The organism is Haloarcula rubra (assembly GCF_019599465.1).
In the GTDB taxonomy this organism is placed as follows: domain Archaea; phylum Halobacteriota; class Halobacteria; order Halobacteriales; family Haloarculaceae; genus Haloarcula; species Haloarcula rubra.
In genome coordinates, this window is record NZ_RKLR01000020.1 from 19510 (window position 1) to 40128 (window position 20619).

Genomic DNA, 20619 nt, shown 5'->3' on the forward strand with positions numbered 1-20619 from the left:
ATATTTTTCTTTGGGACGGTGACGACGGATGGGCTCTTTGAACCACGTACAGCGGGTTGAGGGATCCGATGGCTCTGGGAGCTTTCGAGATAACTGCTCTCCCCAACGTCCCTACACCCCTCTCCGCCGTCGTCGATAACGAAGTGAATAATTTGACCCACAGATACAATTATACATTTACAAATCCAACGGACTAGCATGACACCGACTGATCAGGACGACGCCGACGTTCCCAGCGACACGGATGGTGCGTCGGGTGACGCCGCCTGGAAGGAACACACGAGTGCGTTCGATCGTGTTCGCTCTGTCGCGCTCTCACTATCAGACCCACGCTCTGCGGGATGGATCGCAGCGGAAGCACTCGTCGCCGAGAACACGGCTCGTCGGCACTTAGATAGCCTCGTAGAGCTCCACGTCCTCACCACGGATACGACGGGCAGTGCCGTCACGTACTATCCAGACCCGGTGTACGTCCGCACCCGTGATCTCCGCGAACTCGTCACCGAACACGATCGTGACGAACTCACCAAACTGGCCGCAGATCTGAAAGCCGACGTCGAGTCGTGGCAAGACGAATACGACGTGCGCTCGCCGGACGAACTCCGCAGTACCGCGGCTGGCGAAGAGACCTCTGCTGAGGAGGCTAGGGTGCGGCGACGCACTGCGAGTGACTGGGAACTCACGGAGTACCGTCTCTCCCTTATCGAAGATGCACTGTCGCGGTACGATGAGTACAGCGATACGCGGACGGCGACAGCGTGATGCCGCCGTCGGGATTCTTTCCCGTTCACAAGACAGACATCGCCACTGACGGTGGCAACTCGGGCGATCTCGGAGCAGAGCGCCACCGGATTCTCCGGGAACTACAACGCGAACTTGAGCGACACCCTTCGGTGCAACGAGCGACTGGAAATCCGGACGGCAAATACCGTGAACTCCGTGCAATTCTTGATCCGGCAGTACTCGGCGTCGATGCGGACAAAGCGACACTCCGCGTAGCGTGGTGGCCAGCACCAGAGGATCCAGAGTACGCGTTTCATTACAGCGATGATTCCGGATTCGATTGTGGCTGGCACCGGGAACCGAATCCACACGTGGACGGGAAACTCCACTACCAGGAGCGCTCTTCAACTGACGAACCCTACGAGTACGAGTCTGTGTCCTTCTCGGCGGACACACCACCGCGGATTCTCTGGACTGTACTGGACCGACTTACTGATCGTATTGGATAAGCTAAACCCCCATTTCATAATAAACATTAAATAGAAATGCAAAAGAAGTGTTTACAATGAAAACGATACCGAACGGTAGTTCAGATGACAGAACTAAAATAACGGTCGGTATACCCGTTCGAGATGGTAGCTTATTCAAAGGTGAAGCCACAGACGACATCCTCCATTTATTAACGCGTCACCACGACGAGTCGTTCTCGATGACGGACATCGCCGAGGCAGTCGATTACACGCGGCCGACGATTACCAAGACAATCAATGTCCTCTCCAACAACGACCTCGTCGTTGAGGAACGTGACGGGACACGCCGCCTCGTGCAGATCAACCGCGACCGGTTGATCCGACCAGCCGACCCTTACCTCGAAATTCCGCAGTCGGAGTTCCACGATCCGGTGCAGGCCGCGACAGAGGCGATACTGAACGAACTCGATAGTGTTCTCGCCGTTGTCCTGTATGGGAGCGTCGCCCGTGGCGAGGCCGACCGCCGCAGCGACGTCGACCTCTGGGTGTTAGTGCGCGAAGACAGGATGGGCAACCAGCGGCGGGCGAACCACGTCAGGCAATCCCTCGAAGAGGACGTATTTGACGGCAACCGCTACGCCTTCGAGATAGACGTCGAAGGTCTTCAAGCCATTCCGAACTACGCAGAAGACCTACGAGAAATCCTCCGCGATGGCATCGCCGTCCACCGGACGGACGAGTTCGACACCGTCCGCAAAATGGTTCTGCACGGTGATGTAGATGAGTGATCCAAACGCCGTCAGGGAGGCACTTGACGCGGCTGTCGACGCCTTTAACGAGGAGGGCCACGGCCTTCCGACTCGAGAATCGGCGATCGACACGGATGCTGACTGGAAGACTCAACTCACCAAGGGATGTCGGCTCCTCGCCGTCGTTGAGGAAATTGAGGACGGCTACTACACCGCCGTCGTCGAACTGTGTTTCGGCATCATCGAGCAATCGCTGGAGGCGTTCGCCATCGTGGAGGGCGGCGACGAGCTACGTGACTTCCAGACGGATTCGCACGACCGCTGCTACGATCAGGCGGCTCGGTTCGGCCTCTTCACCCGGGGATTGACGGGCGAACTCAAAGACCTGTATGGCGACAACCGGACAGACAGCTACTACGGCGGCCGCCATCCATCGAGGCAACAGGCCGAAGCGATGCATCGGTTGGCCCGCGAAACCCATCAACACGTCACCGACCAGATCCGCGAAGGCGGCGTCTGCAACTGTGACCAGTGACCGAGCGAGCGGGGCATCGACCTCCGGAACTGTGAGGACTTCGATCCGCTGACTCTTTTTCGCCACTCGTGGTACTCCTCCGAAACGCGAATTCACTCCACCGTACTATTTATATGTCGTTGCACAAAATCAGACAGTGTCTGAAATGGCGAAACAAGATATAACGATCTGCATCGATGCGTATCCCGACGCGGACACCGATATCTTCCGTATCGGCGCCGCGGACGACATCCTCCGACTGCTCGCCGACGCTCACGACACGGAGTTTACGATTCCCGAACTCGTCGACGCCACGGGTGTCACCCGCTCGACGGTGTGGCGGGCTGTCGACCTCCTCGACAGTATCGGTGCCGTCCAAATTCGAGAGACGCCACAACGAAACTACATCGCGATCAACCCAGACCGACTCCAGAAAGACGATCCAATTCTTGCCATTCCGCAGTCGGAGTTCCACGCGCCGATCCGGGCATTCGTCAATCGCGTGCAAGCCACGCTCACTGACACCGACGACGTCGACGACCTACTCGGTATCGTCGTCTTTGGGAGCGTCGCTCGGGGCGAGGCTGACCGCCAGAGCGACATCGATTGTTTCGTCGTCGTCGATGGTGATCGGACGACAGCCCGCCGGCGAATTACCGACGTCGTTGCTGATCTCCAGTCCGACCGCTTCGACGGTGACCGATTCGCGTTCGAGGCGTATGTCGAATCCGCCGAGAGCGCACACAGAGCTGGGTCAAAACTTCGCGACATCTTCGCTGAGGGCATTACGGTGTATGGCAGCGACCACCTTGACTCGCTCCGGAAGGAGGTCGTCGCAGATGAGTAGTACGCGAATCGAACAACTCATCGACAATGTGCAAGCCGCGTTCGACCGCCGCCCGACAGATATCGAAGCCGGGCTCGATGTCGAGGATGCCGCCCTCCTTCAGTTGCGGAAGGCATGTCGCTTGCTTGCCGGCGCCGAGGCACTGCAACAGGCCAGCTACTACACACTCGTCATCGAAGCGTCGTTCGTCGCCATCGAACGAACCGTGGAATTCCGGCTCCTCGAACGCAGCACGATGCAGCCGGACGATCTTCCCGGCACGCATTCCGGAGTCTACCGGGAAGCGGCAGCGGCCGGTGTTTTCGGTGAATCGATGGCGGCTGATCTCGCAGATCTCTGGCGCGACCACCGAGCAAAAACGTATTATCAGGATGGGCTCGCCTCAGCAGCACGTGCTGAAGCGATGTACGAGCTCGCCACCGAGATTCATGCATACGTTACTGGACGGTCTCGACAGGGGCACGAGTGTATCTGCGGGGAGACGACGTAAGCGAATTCGTCTCTAACAGTCGGGGAGAGTAGTCGTTTCTCAGTAACCAACACGAGATGCAATAGGATGGGGATCTGTTGGTTGATGAGCGCAGAGATGACGACGTTGGCATCAACGACCAGCTTCATTTGTCGAGACTACTCCAGCCGGTCCTCGATACGCTCCCGTGCACTTGCATTGATTCGGTCGGCAATGTCTGCGACATCAGCCTCTGTCAGTTACCCACGACTGAAGTCGTGGGCTTGTCAGTGGACTCCCCTTCTGCCGTCGATTCGACGGAGGCGTGGAAATCGCCGTTCAGGTTCAACGTCCCTGACGTTAGCGCACACTGACAGAGTGCGCCTCCACCCGAAGACTTCTGCCCCGAATGGAGACCCTTGAGAAGTTTACGAGCAATATTCTTGCTCGCGTTGTAATCCGCGTTCAGTTCGTACTCACACTTCTGGCACACGAACCGGTGTTTCGACCGTCGATTGTTCTCGTGTGTAAACCCACACGATGAACACCGCTGAGACGTGTACGCGGGACTCACCTGTCTCACATCGATTCCGTACATCTCGGCTTTGTATTCGACGTACTGGTAGAGGCGTCGGAACGCCCATGCGTGGAATCGTTTCGCACCAGCCATCCGCTTGCGGATGTCGGTCAGGTTCTCGAACGCGATATGCGTACACTCGTGGTCACGGGCTTCGTCGAGAATCTGGTTCGAGACACGGTGGAGTTCGTCCTGCATCCAGCGGTGTTCGCGGTCTTTCAGTGACTGAATCGACAAATGTGCCGACCGCGTGCCCGTCTGTTGCATCGACCCCCGAGTCTTCTCGTATTCCCGGCGTCGATGATTCATCTCATCAGCGTTCCCGATGAACGCGCCAGTCGAAGTCACAGCGAGCGAGCCGTCCACGTTCAGGTCAACGCCAAGGACTGTTTTGTGCTTGGCGTCAGAAGTAATCGTGGACTGTTCTGTCTCGTCGTTTCCAGTTTGGCGCATTCGTGCGTGGAGATAGAACGACCCTGTGGAGCGGTCGTACTGCAACGTGGACATACGGAACTCGTAGTCCTCGTTCAGCAGGTACTCACCAATCGGCGTCCCCTCGGGTTCGTCGGGAAGCACGTACTCACACTCGACACGACCGTTCACTGTTGAAAGCGAAACGTGGTCGCGGTGGAACGTCGCTGAGCGCTTGTCGTAGACGACGCTCCACGCTTCGAAGTGCGGTTGACTCGTGTTCTCTCCTTTCTTGAGTCGGGCGACACCACTTTTGATGGCCTCGATAGCGCGTCGAATCCCTTTCTGAACGAGGTTCGCTGTCAACTCCGTCTCGCCTCGAAGTCGCTCGTAGAGGGCGTTCTCGGCCGTTTGTTTTGAGGTCACGCAGTAGTCGTTCGGGTGTCTCCACGCCCACTCTGCGGTGGTGTTCGCACAATGGAGGAACTGGTCTTTGGTCTGCTGGAGGTCGTCGCACCGCTCTGTGGGTACGTCAAGTTTGACTTTGACGGTGCGAATTATGTCCTCCACCCGTGTTTCACATTTCGCAGTATCTCTTTATAAATTAAGCGGCTGACGTGGGAGAGTCGGACGGCTAACGCTCGTGGTTTGTTTCACTGTTGGTCGGATTCCTCCCACGGCTGAAGCCGTAGGCTTCCTCCTCGAATCTGTGTGATTCAATCTAACTCTCTTGCGTCCCAACTCCGCATACTTCCAACCCTGTCCAGACCGACCCAACCCTATCTAGAACGCCCGTACTTCCAACCTTGGGCCACACTTCGCCCGGACACGAGCGCTTAAGCAAGTACCCAGCATCGACTCACCAACCAGTATCGATGGCCCGTTCCCCACCGACAGACAACGCCCTACCAGTCCCAGCCGAGGAAACGCACACCTACATTCGGATACAGCCAGCCGACGACCCACTCGATCCGGCCGTCGTCGAGACACAGGCCCGCCGACTGCATCGCCTCTCCACCTCATCCGAGGCGGGCTGGCTGACACGACTGCGCGAAGGCACCCAGCCACCGACGTTCGAGTGGTTGCTCGTCGGCGACGATGCGGGACTGTCCTACTACGTCACAAGTGACCAACCTGAGACAGTGGACGCACTACAGGGCTCGCTCAGAGCGCTCTTTCCGGACACCTACGAGTTCGAGCGCGTTCACGAGAGTCGGGCAGGAATCTTACAGGGTGTGACCACGCCCACGGCTGACACCACTGAGACACCACACACCGCCGTCGAGTACGAACGACAGACGACACACCGCAAGGATTGGCAGACGAGTCTCACGCCTTTCGAGTCCTTCTACGAGGGAGAGTCCGATACGAATCGCGTTCCACTGGCCGGCGTCGTCGAGACCATCGCGAACAGCCCGTTTCCGATAGCCGTCCAGATACTCGGACAGCCGAAAGCCGACTGGTCACCGGAATTAGGAGAACGCCAACTCGATATCGAATCCGGCGAGGATTCCTTCGGTGGGAAACTGACGAACGCACTCTTCGGACAACCGGATGACGAAGACGTCGCGCTCACACGAGAAGCCGAACAGCGACTCGCCGAACTCGACGAGCGAGATCCGCGTTACTCCTTCGCGGTCAACGTCCGAGCAGTCGTCGGGACCGAAACGACGTCGCCCTCTAAGAGAACCGACCATACCCCCAAAAGTATCGCCGACGAACTGTCGACGGCGTTCACCCACGTCTCACAGACGACCTACGAGATTCAGGGGCGCGTCGCTACTGACACGGAGGCCGACCGAATCAGACAAGACCTCGAAGACGCCACGTTCCAGACCGACACGGTCACCCTGCGAGACCGGTTACCGTGGTCGACCAATCGGCAGCCAGCCATCGTCGTCGACGCCACGGAACTCGGGAGTTTCTGCCTGCTCGACGGCGCTGGCCTCACGGCCGCAGGCCGCCGCTGTATCGATGCGACCCCAGCTGACCGCCAACCGCTCACTCCGCCACCAGAACGCCAACTCACGCGCTATCAGCGTGCAGGCATCCCGATTGGCCATCCACTCACACAGGACAACACGCCGGACCCCGATCCGATATCGCTCCCACCGGATCTCCAGTCACTCCATCTCGCGTGGTTCGGGAAGACGGGGTCGGGGAAATCGACGAGTCTCATCAACGCTATCCTCGATAACCACGAGGCCACAGACGGCGCTGACGTCCTCATCGACCCGAAGGGAGATGGAATGCCCCTCGAGTACATGCAAGCGCACTACGAGCGCTACGGGACCCTCGATAACGTCCTGTACTTCGACTGCGCTTCGCTGTTGCCCGCCTTCTCGTTCTTCGACATCCGTGACGAACTCGACCGTGGGATTTCGCGCACCTCGGCCGTCGAGGACCGCGTCGATCACTACATCGAGATACTGATCCAGCTCATGGGCCGTGACCGCTTCGAGCAGGCCGTTCGCTCGCCGGACATCATCCGCTACATGACGAAGGCGATGTTCGACCCGGTCAGCGGCGAGGACGCCTTCAGTCATCGCGATCTCCACGGGGCGATCCAGGAGATGCACGACCGGAATACGGCACCGCCGGTCTCCGATTCGGACCTCGAACGCATGCTCGCCGGCGTCGTCGCCAACCGAGCACGGACCTTCGACGAGATCATGCAGGGGGTTGCAAACCGCATCGAGAAGGTTCCGGTCAATCCCCGGCTCGCACGTATCTTCAACCACGTCCCCGACCGGAGTGAGGAGAGTGATGATCCGTACTTCGACCTCGTCGACTATCTGGACGAAGACGTGGTCATCATCTTCGATACGGGCCGGCTACGGAGCGAGGCACAGCGTGCCCTCGCCCTGTTGATTCTCTCGAACCTCTGGTCGGCGCTCAAACGTCGTGCGCTTTCCACCCAGCGGGCTGGCATAGACGCCAGCGGCGATGCTGCCGATACTGCTGTCGAGGATGCGGACGAAGCCGAGGACCGACCACTCGTCAACATCTACGTCGAGGAAGCTGCCAGCATCGCTGTCTCCTCGCTTCTCTCCGAACTCCTCTCACAATCCCGGAGTTTCGACTGTGCGCTCACACTCGCGATGCAGTTCCCGGCCCAACTACAGGAAACGAGCGAGCGGGCCTACCGCGAGGTCCTGAACAACGTCTCGACCATCGTCGCGGGCAATGTCGCCGTCGACGAGGAGTTGGCGCGACGGTTGGCGACCGACGAGATGAGTGTTCGAGAGGTTGGCAATCGGCTTCGTGCTCTCCGGCGTGGGCAGTGGTTCGTCTCCCTTCCCGCACAGTTCGACGAGGACGAACCCCGGCCGTTTCTGGTGCGCTCACTCACCCCTCCGAACGGCCACCCTGCGGCGACGACGCCACCGCGACGACGCGGCTTCGAGGCTGCGACTGCACGCCTCAACTCGCGCATGAGCGAGACGGCTGCACTCCAACTCGTCGAGCCGAGTACGGTCGACGATCAAGCGGACGAGGACGGCGAGTCCCCACAACGGGTGGACAGCGCCCTCCCCTACACCAACCGATTGCCACCGACGGTCACCTACGACGCCTCGATACACGGTCTCTCCTGTACGGGGTGTGAGAGTCGCTATGACCCAGATAGTACAGGTATGCACCGGGCTATCGAGTGTTGCTCCACACTCACAGAGATCGACTCCGACGACGTGCCAATCTGTGAAGTGAATCTCAAACTCACGCCCGAGGAGCGCACAGAGACCGGATTCTCTGACGTGCAACTCATGTTCGTCCAGGCAGTGTACAACGCCCAGCAACTGCGGTATGGCCCACCGGAGTACGATATCCTACACGACAGCATGCTCCGCCTGCAGGAGTACCTCGATGTCGAGAGCGATGCGATTCAGGACCTCCTCGACGACGGTATCCTCAGCCACGATACGGACCGCCCTCATCGCCTGTATACTGTGACGCCCGAGGGTCGCAGCCTCATCGGCGAGCACTATCGGAAGGGCGTCGACTACGGCCACGGCAAGGGTGACTTAGAGGAGACGAGCCAGCACGTTCTGGCCGTCGAAATCGGTCGACGGTATCTTGAAACCCACTATCAGAACGATGATGACTCGCCGGTCGTCGACGTCGTCCCGTACTTCGAACTCGACGAGCGTGACCGGACCGTCGTCTCTGCCGCGAGTGCCATGGGTGGGAACGAGGACGACCTGACCGAGGCCGCAAGCGAGTACGACCGCCATCGCATCGACGCCGTCGGCCTCGACGGCGAGGGCCGCGTCGTCGTCACGCTCGAAGCCGAGCGCATCAATCACGACCTTCGCCGGGCCGTCCCCGAAGACTTCGATAAGATGGCGGCCTGTGATCCAGATGAAGCGATCTGGGTGACGATGTCTCACTCTGAAGCCCATCGCGTCCTGAGTGCGCTAAACGACCCATTGGAGGGCGACCCACGTATCGAGAAGACCTATTCCGAGAGTACGCCAGCAAGCGAATTCCGTATCGACACACCGGGGTGTACGGCGATGTACACTGTCGAGCAGGTTCGGGATATGGTCGACGAATGCTCTACGTGAGGAGCCACTGGTTTCTAAATTACTGCGAATCCAGATTATGCACGCGATTATATTATCGTAGACATACTACCTAATTCGGACACAGAACGGAGTCGTCCCGTCTCGAGCAACTCTCGACACCAACCAACGTAGTCACCTCGGACTGCTGCACTTACCCATTCCAACCCCTGTCGTGACGTTGGTAGCCTGTCTTCTCGCTTGAACAGTCCCAAGAGTCGCGCTTATGCACCGTTTGTCGACCCCAACCTTGGGAAACTGCCCCGCCTAGGAGTTGGTGTAAGAGCCAAAGCGTGACTAGTGCGGATGGAATCGGGAACGCGTAGCGAACAGGTGGCCGTGCGACGTCGTCGTCGAAATGCAATAGTCGGCGTACACAGCCGTTCTCGACGACGTCGACGGTTTCACACTCGAAATAGCCCACCAGCAAAAATAAACAGAAACTAGACTATATCCTCTCAGACACACTCCAACCTTGGCAGCGTCTATGGGTTTTCCTATCCTTGGAAACTATCGAGACTCTGTGAGGACATCCGCATTCCAATTCAGATACAACGCCGTCGCCCTCGACAAGCCCACTCACCATCGTCTCTGTGAGTTACGACTGACATCGCACAGAGCGTATCGTCCAAGCCTTGACTTTCAGTCTTCCTCATACTACTAGCGGAAGTTCTCGACAACGTTGGGAGTACGATGCCTCTGGTGGAGGCACACCGTATACCGAGTGAACCGCTTCGGGGTCGCCCCCAGGCACTCGGCTTGCTCTAATTGTAGATCCCATTGAGACAATTCGTAGCCGTAATCAACAAGGAGGACATTGACTTCCTCCGCGCCCTGAAAGACGCAGGAATCCCACCACGGGATTTCAGGCCGAGCGCGGCCCTGTGGTTTCAAGACGCATACGGTCCACGCATCTCCTGCTGGGTTGCAGCATCGGCTTGGCTGTCTTGTGGCACGGTCAAACGCGCCCCATCCTCAGCTGTTAGCCTCCGGCGTTAACTGGAATTAGGCGCTAAGTCCCCGTCCTCAAGGAGCAACGCAGGGAGCGAAGCGATCGAGTAGCGCAGTAGGGAGGGGATACAGCGCCGCACGATTCTCAAACACGTTCATGGGTGGTTCCACTCTCGAGAATGGCAACGATATCGGAGAGATCGAATAGCCGGAGATCATCACGCTCGTCTGCAGCTTCCTCGACGGAGCGTTTGAACCCGGAGCGGCTGAATAAGGCGAATTCATACGTCTGCTCACCACCTCCGGTGGGTGTCCAATCGATTTGCTCCACGTCGTCTTCGAGGTCCGCGAGCACGTCATAGCCCAGGGGGGTGTTGGTAAATTTCGCTTCGCCAGCGATCAGCGTCGACTCGTCAGTTGGTGCGACGACGTCTACTTCCTGGCCCTTGTACCACCACTGGCTTGGCACCTGTGTGAGCTGGTAGTCTGCATAGAGCGCCGGCACCGCCTGGTGACAGAGCGATTCGAACGTTTCGCTGACGAAGTCGGGCAATTCCGGTTCGATGAGATCCGCGTAGGCGTTCTCGCCGTAGAGTTCGTACTGTCCCCCGCGGCCGTAGAGATACCGGAAGTAAAACCGGAATACGGGATCTCGAATTTTGTATCGAGTCCGCTTGCTGCGCGCCGGATCGGCGAGTGCCGGATGATGTTTCTCGATGATCTGGAGGGTTTCCAGCCGGTCGAAGTAGTACGACGTGTTGGTGCTCTCGATGCCGGCTCCCTGAGCGATCTCGTTTCGACTGCGGTTCCCGCTGGCCATCGACTCCAGAACCGAAAAATACGTGTTCACCTCGTTGAGCTCCATCTGAAGGACGGTTTCGGGCTCGTCGTGGAGTGGGCCACCTGGGTCGCACAGCAGCCGCGTGATGTTCTCTCCGAGGCTCTGTGCTGGATCGAGCGGGCTGAGATATCGAGGTGTACCGCCGAAGACGCCATAGACGAACACCCGTTCTTCGGGATCGTACGTCGGCACGAACTCTTGGATGGAGCGAAACGGCAGCTGGGTGAGTTCGAGGCGGCCATTCGGTGTCTGGGACACCCGTCCGTAGAGTGGCGCACCGCCATCGAGGACGTGGGTATGGATCATGCCGATTGCAGAGCCTGTGAGTACGAGCGTCGCCTGACTCTCGTCGATAGCTGTATCCCACAGATGTTGAATGACCGAGGGAAGTCCCTCGTTCGATTCGATGAGGTACGGAAATTCGTCGATGACGATGACGGCGTCTCTGTCGGTGAGGTACGTTAAGAGCGGTTCCCACTCCTCTTTGACGGCCGTGATGTCGGGATAGGTCGACGCTGCTGCCTCGACGAATCGCCTGAGCTGTGTCGTCGCTGTCCCTTGGACTGCCTGATAGTACACGGCATCGTCGCGGTCGGCAATCGATTGGCGGACGAGTTCGCTCTTGCCGATCTGGCGGCGCCCATAGATGATTGCGAGTTCTGCAGTGCCACTCTCATAGAGGGTCTGCAACCGATCGAGTTCATCGATACGATTGACGAACTGGTCCATACCTCCAGGTCGTGGCGGGAGATACATATGCACTCCGAAGTTAGGAACTAGACTATAATAGTTTGAGCTATAATATTCTAATCCCTAATACGGTAGTCAATCATTCGGCCCTTCATAATGATTGCAAGGCGGAAAACCGCGTATTCAGGCGCGAGAGGAAGCCGACAACCCATTACACAAATCACGTTCGATAGCAGGCTGACTCCTCAACTCCAGCCAGTCCAAACTGTAATAAATACAGACATCTAGGCATGAAATACGGATGGTGGTGGATTCAAGCACTCGAACCGTGCCCATCAAACTCGATGTGGACGAGAGTGCCGCTACTCTTCTCCACCAGACAACTGACACTTTCTTAACGCCGCCAACTACGTCGTAGACGTAGCTTGGGAACCCGACTGGAAAATCGCCAGCAAAACCAAACTCCACGACCTAACATACTACGACGTTCGAGACGACTCACCGCTCCCGGCCAACCTCGTGCAAGCCGTACGGAACCGCGCCGCAGAAGCCGTCGAAGGCTGTGTCGAACGCTGGAAGGAAGGCAAGAAAGCCTCGAAACCACACTTCACGTCACGGTTCGCCAGCTACGACGCGAGAACCATCACGGTCAACGATGATCACGCCACACTCGCCACCATCGACGGGAGAGTGACCGCCGAGTTTGTCCTCCCTGATGAACAGCGTGATACGCCACACTCCGCGTACCTGTTCAACGACGACTACGACGTGAACGGAGCCACGCTCCACTACGACGAGGTTGAGGACTGTTTCTATCTTCATGTGCGGACAACGCCCGCCGTGGAGAACGATGATGCCGAACAAGGCGATGCCAAGCACGTCTCGGTCCTTGGTGTTGACCTCGGCATCACAAACATCGCAACCACCTCAACCGGCAAGTTGTGGAGCGGCGGCGAACTCAACCACTGGCATCGAGAGTACGAGAAGCGACGAGGCGACCTGCAACAGACCGGAACGAGATGGGCACACGAGAATGTTCAACGAGTCGGTCGCAAGCAAACCGGGCGTTTCGAGCAGCTGCTTCACACTATCTCGAACGAACTCGTAGAAGAAGCCCTCGAAAACGACTGTACGCATATCGTGTTTGAGCAACTCAGAGGCATCCGCGAACGCCTCCCGTACGCGAAGGCGGTTCACAAGTGGGCGTTCCACCGCTTGTTCGAGTACGTCACGTACAAGGCCGAGTCTGAAGGGGTTGAAGTGGCGCAGATTAACCCGGCGTACACGAGTCAGCGTTGCTCGAAGTGTGGGTTCACCCACGAGGATAATCGTCCCCACAACAACGGACAGGGCGAGTTCGCGTGTCTGAAGTGCGGATACGATGTTCACGCGGACTATAACGCCGCGAAGAATATCGGCTTGAAGTATCTCCGCGACCAGCAAAAGTCTGGGCGTGGAGGCGCACCCGTAGGCGTGCGCTTGAACAGCGGGATGTTGAACGTGAATGGCGAGTATTCGCCTACCCCTTTGTCGGGTTAGAACAGGAGTCCACGCTGAATGCCACGGTCTTCAGGCCGTGGTAGCTTACTCTTCGTCGGCCGACTCGGTCGATTCATCTGCCTCGTCGGATTCAGGCGTTATTGCTCGTATCGTCGCCTCTAGCTGATACAGACTGACAATCGCCAGTGCGTGACGCGTCGCCTGCTCTTCCGCCGTCACGTCCCCCCACAGATTGACTTGGTTGTACAGGTCCCTTGCTGCCGTTGTCGACGGTGAGACCTCCTCGATGAGTCGCGATTCGATCAGATGGAGCAGCAACGCGTTGATATCGTCGCCTTCGATTTGAAAGTCCATATCCTCGTCGTTGACCACGTATTTCGACTCGGAGCTGTCGCCCGTCTCAGTAAGTACCACTGACATACAGACGGAATGTGCGATGAAAGCTGTATAAAATGGTTCTATATCTAATATGTTTGGTACGCGAGTAACATGTCTGGCAGGAACCACTGTAACATTGAGTGTGTCTCCCAGCTACGCGCTGGAACTTAGAGACGCAATCGCTGGTTGAAACGTCGTGAGCGGCCTTCAGCACGTCGGGTTTGATCTGTATCGAACGACCGACACACAGCATACGTCTCTCTGGCACTCCTTCCAAGCCAGGACTGCGGTGGGGAGTCAGTCTCACTATCGTCGGCGGATGACTGAGTGGAGTTTGCGCTCTCCTCCTATTCCCGACGAGGAGAGCCTCCATACTGCGTCTGGCAAGGATATGGGTAGTTTATTATTTCCACACGTATCAGCTCAGGAATGCGATGCCCTCCATCGAGACGCACGGCCTGACGAAACGCTACGGTAACGACGTCGTCGCCGTCGACGACCTCGATCTCACGGTCGAGTCAGGGGAAGTGTTCGGCTTTCTCGGCCCGAATGGCGCTGGGAAGTCCACGACGATCAACATGCTCCTCGATTTCGTCCGCCCGACAGCGGGCGAGAGTCGCGTCCTTGGACACGACCCACAGACGAACCCGCGTGCAATCCGGGAACGTACCGGTGTCCTTCCCGAAGCGACGGGGTTCTACGACGGGGACACGGCCCGTGATCACCTCCAGTTTGCGACGGCGATGAAACGGACGACTGACGACCCGGACGCCCTCCTCGAACGGGTCGGGCTCGCCGATGCCGCCGATCGGCCAGTGAGTGGCTTCTCGAAGGGGATGCGCCAGCGACTCGGCCTGGCGATCGCCCTCGTCGGCTCACCCGACTTACTCATCCTGGACGAGCCACTCGGTGGGTTGGACCCCTCGGGGGCTCGCCTGCTCCGCGAGGTAGTCCGGAACGAGCGTGACCGTGGTGCGGCCGTCTTCTTTTCCAGTCACATCATGGATCAGGTGGAGACGGTCTGTGACAGGGTTGGCATCATGCACGATGGTCGCCTCGTCGCGGTCGATACGATCGACGCACTCCATGCGCAGTCGGCGACACCCGAAACAGTCTCGCTGTCGGTCGAGACTGCACCCCAAGGCGTTACGGACCAACTCGCTGCGATCAGCGGCATTTCCGAGGCCACGGCCGAGAATGGGTCGATTCGCATCACGTGTCCTGATCCAGCGGCCAAAACCGACGCGATCGCTCGATTAGACGAGGAAGGCGTGCCGATCCTCGACATCGACACCGAGGCGTCGTCGCTGGAAGAGGTGTTCCTGACCATCACCGATGACTCGGATACGGCGGGTGCGAACCGCGTATGAGTCGCGTGTTCACGATTGCCCGAGCGGACGCTCGCCGCGCGTTCCGCAGTCGGCTCGTCTGGGGCGCGATCGGGCTCCTCGGTGTGCTGTTCCTGCCGTCCACGGGGTCGAGTGCGAGGCCTGCTGTCCATCCAATTACGGAGTACCTGCTCATCCTGCCGGCGGACTTGAGGACCTTCTCGCTCGTGGTCGTCGCCGCCGTCGGCTACAGTGCCGTCGTCACCGAGCGCGTCACCGGCACCCTTCGCTTCGTCCTCGGTCTGCCGGCGACGAGACGGGATCTCGTCCTCGGCAAACTCCTCTCACGGGTCGGAATCGTCGTGACGGCACTGGCGGTGATCCTCGTGATCGCCAACGTGCTCGTCTACCAGGGCTATGGCAGTCCGTACCTCTTGCCGTTCTGGGTGATGGGTGGCTGGATGCTTGCCTACGTCGTGGTCTGGAGTGCCGTCACGGTCGGCTATTCGGCTGCCTTTGACTCGCCGTATCGAACACTCGGCGCACTCGTCGTGACCTATGTCGTGTTCAGCTTCAACTTCGGCGTCTGGAGTGTCGTCATCCGGCCGCTGTTCGCACTCCTGTTTACTGGCTCGCTCGATCCCCCGTCGTACGACACGTTGGCCACCGCGCCGCTGTGGTTGCGCGTCACGGAGCGACTCAATCCCCTCGTCGACTTCTGGGCTGCGATGCGCTGGTCGATCGAGTTCGTCGGCCCGGGGACGCCGACTGGCGGGCCACTCCCGCAGCTGCTGGGGTCGGTGGTCTTTCTGTCGTTCGGGCTACTCCCACTCGTGTTCGGCATCAGCCGGTTCGAACGTATTGATCTCGGCGATGCCCACGCCGGGTCCCATATCGGCGAGTGGATCTGGCGCTCACTATGGCGTGTCCGGAGGGCTGTCACCGGGAGTTTCTCATTCCCAGGTGCACTGACGCAATCGAGTCGAATCCGGCGTCTCGCTATCGCCGATCTGCGGCATACGCTCCAGAACTGGGTCGTTGCAGGCGCAGTCGTCGTCACGGTCCTGCTCACGGGCCCCGCCCTCTGGGGTGCTATCGACGCGAGCACAGTCTTCACCGACACGGAGGTACTCACACGGATTCCCCTCTCGTTCACGCTTCCCGTGCTGGTACTCGGGATCGCTGTCGGGCATAACGCCATCGTCGGCGAACGAACTTCCGGGACCAGTCGCTTCTTGCTGGGACTGCCGGTTACGCGGCGTGAGCTCGTCGTCAGCAAACTCCTCTCTCGAGTCAGCATCGTCGTCGCGACCCTGCTTCCACTCCTGCTTGTCGCCGAGGCACTCGTCGTGACGCGTCTCGGGCGGCCGTATCCGGGCGCGTTTCTCGCGTGGGCCGGCTGGACACTTCTGTACGCCGTTGTCTGGACTGCCATGACCGTGAGTTGCTCTGCAGCAGTCTCGTCTCGCTATCGGTCACTCGCCGCGACAGTCGCCCTGTATCTCGTCTTCGCCAGATTGTGGGACGAACTCGTACTGCCCGCAGTAGCATTCGTCGTTACCGGGCAGTCCGCAGTGGACGAGTTCACACAAGCGGCGAACCCGCCAGCCTGGTTCCAGTATGCAGACAATCTCAGTCCGTTTGTCGCCCTCGAAACGATCCAGGAAGCGCTCTTCGAGGTGACTGGATACGGCACGCAGCAGACGACGCTGGATGTCTCGCTCTTCCTGTACAGCGTGGCAGCCCTGCTCCTGTTTGTCGGCGGGGTCGTCGCGATCGGAACGGCACGATTCGACCGGAGCGACCTACGCTAATCACTCCGAAACTCGTCCATCACCGTCCGGACGATCGTCGCTTCGGCTTTCTGGAGATGCTCGCTCGCTGTCGGCGCGGCACAGTCGAGTTCGGCGGCGACGTCTTCGTGTGTTGCCCCGCGAGGCTGTGAGTAGTAGCCGAGTTCGAGCGCTGCGTCGATTGCTTCGCGTTGTCTGTCGCTTAGCCTCGCCACTGGATCGTCGGTGTGGCTTTCGATCCGCCCGATTTCGTCGATCTGGACGTCGACGCCGTCCGGAGCGGCTTCGAGAGCACGCTGGAGCGCCGTCGCGTCGCCGACGACGCGAGCTGACATCGTCCTGTCGCGATAGACGATCGGCTTGCGGACGAGTATGCCCGGTTGTGAACTTGCTCGGTAAATAGCCGCAAACAGCGGTGTCTCCAAGGGCCGCATAACGACCATCACGTATGTCTGTCCCTGCGTCGTCTCGGACAGCTCTACCGACTCGATCCCAGCGGTGTCGGCCGCGCGTTCGGCAATAGCTGTCGGGTCACCATCGACAGTGTACAGAAGTGTCGACTGGTCCCCGGCTGTTATGCTCCAGTCGACCAATCGGGCCTCTGCGATAGCAGGCGAATCGGCAAGCAGCTCGAAAAACTCCGGTGTACGGTCCTCGTCGACGTGGACGGTTACCTGGAGATGTTTCATATGCTCTCTTCCGAACGAAGAGTGTAATAAACCCCACAGACATACCTCACAGAATCTCTATTCCGTGACGGATCGAAATGCGGTACAGAGATGGCATCCGAGACGCAGTCCGGTGATCGGGGACGGACTACTGATGACAGGCCGAGACGACCGCTTGTAACCGGTCGCCCGCTGGTGAACGGCACTCCAGCTGCCGGGCCATCACTCGAACTCGATCCCGAGAGTCCCGCGAGTAACCTGTTGCGGGAGTCACCTCGGCCGCTCGTTTCCGATCCGGTGAGTCAGACGTGGGCGACATTGCTGGAGCGGCCAGACGTGGGCCAGACTGATCGGCCCGTACTTGTCCAGTGGGTGTCGCCGGAGTCACCCGCACCGTCTGTACACTACCACCCGACGACGGAGACGTTCAGCGCGCTCGAAGGCCAACTCACTGTCGTCCGCGACGGGACCCCGACCCGGGTCAGCCCTGGTGACTCAGTGACGGTCGACCCAGACCAAGCGCATACCTTCCGCAACGACACCGACGAGACCATCGCATTCAGCGCCAGGCTGCCATCGCTTCGGACGGTGAAAGGGCTCTACACCGTCTGGGGACTAGCCCACGAGCGTGGCAGCGACGAGACCGGGACCTACCCTGGCCCTGGGCCGGTCCACTCACTCGCAGTCGCGGCGGACCTCTCTGACGAGACGACGATGGGGGCTCCCCTACCGATTCCGGGAGGCTGCTGGGCGATCGTTGAGTGGGTCACTCGACTGGCGGGAGTGAGCGGTATTGATGAGACGTATTTTGACGTGTCGTTCTGGGACCGACACGTCGAGCAGCCAGAGTGGGGGGCAATCTGACAATGCGGCGTGCGACTGCCGATCTGCCGACGCTCAAGGGGGGAGCATGGATGCCTCTCGGCATATACCTCACAGTGATTGCTGTCTTGTCCGCACTGCTAATCGTCTTCCCGGGCGACTCGCCGCCACCCATCCTGGGGATGGCCTGGGGTGTTTTCCTCGTCGTCCTCGTCGTTGGTGCGTTCAGTATCGAGGGCATCACACCACGTTCGCTCTTTCCGTCGGTGCGGACCCTCTTCCCTGTGATTCTCGTTCTTGGTGCGTTCTGGGGGCTCTACAATCTCGTCGCGTTCAGCCTCGCACTCGGTGGGGTTGCCGGCTTCGAAGCCACCTGGTCACGAGTCGCTGCTCACCCAGTCCTCTATCTCGGGGCCCTGCTCAGTTCACTCCTGTTTACCGCGATCCCGGAAGAACTGGTCTTTCGGTCGTATCTCCAGCAGAAATGTATCGCGATTGCCGGTGGCAAAACTCGTCGTGCAATTGCCGCTGGTATCGTTGTCGCCGCAGTTCTGTTTGCCGGCTTCCACCTCCCGAGGTGGTTTCTCGCGTCAGGTCACGGCCTCAGTCCCGCACTGGGTGGCCGTTTGTTTGGGCTGACACTCATGGGCCTGACGTACGGTATCGTGTACGCAATCAGTCGCAACCTCTGGCTGGTCGCTCTCATCCACGCGACGATGAATTACCCGCCGGTTCTTGTTACTATGAGCGTTCCGCCCGAACTCCACCTCGTCGTTGGTGTCATCGAAACCGCTGCCATTGTCTCAGTCGTCTCTCTGTTCGTGCGCGCGACCGAACCCGACGGGATCAATGCCTGGCGCCAGCGAGAACCAGCGTCTTGAAAAACAACCACCGAAACCTCGTCTCTACGACGCACACCACTCGGTTGAACAGACGAAGCCAGCTCTTCTCGCTCCTCGTTGACGGTGCCTCTGAGATACCCTCTTTTCGTACTGTGCGTACCGGCCGTCATCTTTCAGGCAGTATCCACGTCCACTCAAGCTCCGTGAATTTGTGTTGATTCCGAAGGACATTCGCAGGCCGACCAATGACATCCCGAATCTCTGTTGCTCTGAAAACCCGATTCCGGCCGTTGCTAGCTCTCTGTTCAATGACGCCGCCGATTTCGAGTGTTTCGGCTGTATTGTTCTCTGACAAGTTGTCACAGGTCGATAAAATCGATATTCATAACACAGAATTCAGATAGCTGCCACCATTATTCAGCTTGACCGGCCCGACGTACTGACTCTTCACAGGCGGTACGAGGCGGATGCCCCGACGCTTGAGGTCGGGGAGGAAGCCGACAACCCATGACACAAACCACGCTACGAATGGTAAGCCAACCTCCCAACATATAGGTAACACTAGACATATATGTGAAACACAGTGGAATACCGTCGTACCGCCGTCATCAAACTCGACACTCCCGAAGGAGCCGACGCCTCCCTTCGAGAGACTGTCGAGCAGTTCAAACACTGCGCCAACACCGCAAGCGAGTGGTGCTGGCACGGCGACGACGGATACCACGTCACCTCGAAAGCCAAAGCCGAACGCGCCCTCTACGACCAACTCCGCGACGAAACCGACCTGACCGCCAACCTCGTCCAGAAAGGGATTCGCAGGGCGGTCGAGGCCGTCAAAAGCGGAGTCGAACGCCTCAAACGTGGCGAGAACACGTCGCAACCATATTTCTCCGCCGACAGCGCGGTGTACGACAAGCGAAGCGCAACGTTCCACCGTGACCACGTTTCCCTTTCGACCGTAGACGGGCGTGTTGAGTGCGACTACATCCTCCCCGACGGCTCTGAGACACCGCCGACCAAGTACGTCTCCGACGAGGACTTCGAGTTTCGGATGGCTCACTTGCAGTACCGCGACGGTGACTGGTATCTCCACGCCTCGATGCGGAAAGTCGAAGCAGACGAGGAACCGTCTGAATCCGAGTCCAAGCACAGAACAGTCCTTGGTGTGGATTTGGGTGTCAACAACCTCGCCGTTGCTTCGACGGGACGATTCTGGTCGGCGGACGAGTTCAACCACTGGCGTCGAGAGTACGAGAAGCGTCGTGGATCGCTCCAGCAGTGTGGCTCTCGCCATGCCCACGAGAACATCGAGAACGTCGGTCGGAAAGAGTACGGGCGTTTCGAGATATACCTGCACACGGTGGCGAACGAACTCATCGAGGAGGCCGTCGAGAACGATTGTTCGCACATCGTGTTCGAGGACTTGACCCACATTCGGGAGAATATTCCCGAGGCGACGTGGCAACACGTCTGGGGGTTCCGACGCCTCTACGAGTACGTCGAAT

General features: G+C 58.9%; 16 protein-coding genes and 1 pseudogene. 13 read left to right on the forward strand and 4 right to left on the reverse strand.

Annotated elements, in window-relative coordinates; translation table 11 throughout:
- Positions 1 to 198 precede the first annotated feature (198 nt).
- The 6 genes from EGH21_RS22765 to EGH21_RS22790 all read left to right on the forward strand — a co-directional run bounded on the left by EGH21_RS22765 (position 199) and on the right by EGH21_RS22790 (position 3793).
- Positions 199 to 762, forward strand: coding sequence for a DUF7342 family protein (locus EGH21_RS22765; RefSeq protein ID WP_220620699.1), 564 nt, complete (start codon positions 199 to 201; stop codon positions 760 to 762).
- A complete protein-coding gene (locus EGH21_RS22770; RefSeq protein ID WP_220620716.1) occupies positions 762 to 1232 on the forward strand; it encodes a toxin-antitoxin system TumE family protein in 471 nt (156 codons plus the stop codon). Before EGH21_RS22765 ends, EGH21_RS22770 begins: the two co-directional genes overlap by 1 nt.
- Before the next feature lie 200 nt (positions 1233 to 1432).
- Positions 1433 to 1981, forward strand: a complete 549-nt coding sequence (locus EGH21_RS22775; RefSeq protein WP_236035772.1) for a nucleotidyltransferase domain-containing protein — start codon at positions 1433 to 1435, stop codon at positions 1979 to 1981.
- The gene (locus EGH21_RS22780) at positions 1974 to 2477 is read left to right on the forward strand and encodes a DUF8154 family protein (RefSeq protein ID WP_236035773.1); all 504 of its coding nucleotides are present in this window, start codon (positions 1974 to 1976) and stop codon (positions 2475 to 2477) included. The genes EGH21_RS22775 and EGH21_RS22780 overlap by 8 nt, the downstream gene beginning before the upstream one ends.
- Before the next feature lie 145 nt (positions 2478 to 2622).
- Entirely contained in the window at positions 2623 to 3303 is a 681-nt protein-coding gene (locus tag EGH21_RS22785; protein WP_220620700.1) for a nucleotidyltransferase domain-containing protein, read from the forward strand.
- On the forward strand, positions 3296 to 3793 hold the full coding sequence (locus EGH21_RS22790; protein ID WP_220620701.1) for a DUF8154 family protein: 498 nt from the start codon (positions 3296 to 3298) through the stop codon (positions 3791 to 3793). The genes EGH21_RS22785 and EGH21_RS22790 overlap by 8 nt, the downstream gene beginning before the upstream one ends.
- Positions 3794 to 4007: 214 nt before the next feature.
- On the opposite strand, the gene EGH21_RS22795 is transcribed toward EGH21_RS22790, so the two are convergent.
- On the reverse strand, positions 4008 to 5309 hold the full coding sequence (locus EGH21_RS22795) for an RNA-guided endonuclease InsQ/TnpB family protein (RefSeq protein WP_425433329.1): 1302 nt from the start codon (positions 5307 to 5309) through the stop codon (positions 4008 to 4010).
- Positions 5310 to 5614: 305 nt separating this feature from the next.
- Here EGH21_RS22795 and EGH21_RS22800 point away from each other — a divergent pair, with 305 nt between their 5' ends.
- A complete protein-coding gene (locus EGH21_RS22800; RefSeq protein WP_220620702.1) occupies positions 5615 to 9304 on the forward strand; it encodes an ATP-binding protein in 3690 nt (1229 codons plus the stop codon).
- Positions 9305 to 10397: 1093 nt separating this feature from the next.
- On the opposite strand, the gene EGH21_RS22805 is transcribed toward EGH21_RS22800, so the two are convergent.
- Positions 10398 to 11822 (reverse strand): ATP-binding protein, encoded by a 1425-nt coding sequence (locus tag EGH21_RS22805; RefSeq protein ID WP_220620703.1) that lies wholly within the window; start codon positions 11820 to 11822, stop codon positions 10398 to 10400.
- A gap of 262 nt (positions 11823 to 12084) precedes the next feature.
- Here EGH21_RS22805 and EGH21_RS22810 point away from each other — a divergent pair.
- Positions 12085 to 13322 (forward strand): annotated as a pseudogene (locus EGH21_RS22810) (RNA-guided endonuclease InsQ/TnpB family protein).
- A 45-nt stretch (positions 13323 to 13367) separates the two neighbouring features.
- Here the strand turns inward: EGH21_RS22810 and EGH21_RS22815 are convergent.
- Entirely contained in the window at positions 13368 to 13655 is a 288-nt protein-coding gene (locus EGH21_RS22815; protein ID WP_220620704.1) for a hypothetical protein, read from the reverse strand.
- Between the two features lie 440 nt (positions 13656 to 14095).
- On the opposite strand from EGH21_RS22815, the gene EGH21_RS22820 reads away from it, so the two are divergent.
- Both EGH21_RS22820 and EGH21_RS22825 read left to right on the forward strand, forming a co-directional pair.
- Entirely contained in the window at positions 14096 to 15031 is a 936-nt protein-coding gene (locus EGH21_RS22820; RefSeq protein WP_220620705.1) for an ABC transporter ATP-binding protein, read from the forward strand.
- Positions 15028 to 16803, forward strand: a complete 1776-nt coding sequence (locus EGH21_RS22825; protein ID WP_220620706.1) for an ABC transporter permease — start codon at positions 15028 to 15030, stop codon at positions 16801 to 16803. Before EGH21_RS22820 ends, EGH21_RS22825 begins: the two co-directional genes overlap by 4 nt.
- On the opposite strand, the gene EGH21_RS22830 is transcribed toward EGH21_RS22825, so the two are convergent.
- Complete coding sequence (locus EGH21_RS22830) at positions 16800 to 17471, reverse strand: helix-turn-helix domain-containing protein (RefSeq protein WP_220620707.1); 672 nt, start codon at positions 17469 to 17471, stop codon at positions 16800 to 16802. The two genes, EGH21_RS22825 and EGH21_RS22830, sit on opposite strands and share 4 nt — an antisense overlap.
- Positions 17472 to 17786: 315 nt before the next feature.
- Here EGH21_RS22830 and EGH21_RS22835 point away from each other — a divergent pair, with 315 nt between their 5' ends.
- From EGH21_RS22835 to EGH21_RS22845, 3 genes are all read left to right on the forward strand, one after another.
- Positions 17787 to 18314 carry a cupin domain-containing protein gene (locus EGH21_RS22835; protein ID WP_220620708.1) on the forward strand — a complete coding sequence of 176 codons (528 nt, stop codon included), beginning with the start codon at positions 17787 to 17789 and terminating at the stop codon, positions 18312 to 18314.
- A gap of 2 nt (positions 18315 to 18316) precedes the next feature.
- Complete coding sequence (locus EGH21_RS22840) at positions 18317 to 19153, forward strand: CPBP family glutamic-type intramembrane protease (RefSeq protein ID WP_220620709.1); 837 nt, start codon at positions 18317 to 18319, stop codon at positions 19151 to 19153.
- A 544-nt stretch (positions 19154 to 19697) separates the two neighbouring features.
- Positions 19698 to 20619: RNA-guided endonuclease InsQ/TnpB family protein (locus tag EGH21_RS22845; protein WP_220620710.1), on the forward strand; the 922-nt coding region annotated here is incomplete at its 3' end.

Excerpts from the sequence above, each read along its gene's own strand:
- EGH21_RS22840 (WP_220620709.1), top strand. The coding sequence starts at position 18,317 with ATGCGGCGTGCGACTGCCGATCTGCCGACGCTCAAGGGGGGAGCATGG.
- EGH21_RS22775 (WP_236035772.1), top strand. The coding sequence starts at position 1,433 with ATGACGGACATCGCCGAGGCAGTCGATTACACGCGGCCGACGATTACC.
- EGH21_RS22785 (WP_220620700.1), top strand. The coding sequence starts at position 2,623 with ATGGCGAAACAAGATATAACGATCTGCATCGATGCGTATCCCGACGCG.
- EGH21_RS22800 (WP_220620702.1), top strand. The coding sequence starts at position 5,615 with ATGGCCCGTTCCCCACCGACAGACAACGCCCTACCAGTCCCAGCCGAG.
- EGH21_RS22765 (WP_220620699.1), top strand. The coding sequence starts at position 199 with ATGACACCGACTGATCAGGACGACGCCGACGTTCCCAGCGACACGGAT.
- EGH21_RS22820 (WP_220620705.1), top strand. The coding sequence starts at position 14,096 with ATGCCCTCCATCGAGACGCACGGCCTGACGAAACGCTACGGTAACGAC.
- EGH21_RS22790 (WP_220620701.1), top strand. The coding sequence starts at position 3,296 with ATGAGTAGTACGCGAATCGAACAACTCATCGACAATGTGCAAGCCGCG.
- EGH21_RS22830 (WP_220620707.1), bottom strand. The coding sequence starts at position 17,471 with ATGAAACATCTCCAGGTAACCGTCCACGTCGACGAGGACCGTACACCG.
- EGH21_RS22805 (WP_220620703.1), bottom strand. The coding sequence starts at position 11,822 with ATGGACCAGTTCGTCAATCGTATCGATGAACTCGATCGGTTGCAGACC.
- EGH21_RS22780 (WP_236035773.1), top strand. The coding sequence starts at position 1,974 with ATGAGTGATCCAAACGCCGTCAGGGAGGCACTTGACGCGGCTGTCGAC.
- EGH21_RS22825 (WP_220620706.1), top strand. The coding sequence starts at position 15,028 with ATGAGTCGCGTGTTCACGATTGCCCGAGCGGACGCTCGCCGCGCGTTC.
- EGH21_RS22770 (WP_220620716.1), top strand. The coding sequence starts at position 762 with ATGCCGCCGTCGGGATTCTTTCCCGTTCACAAGACAGACATCGCCACT.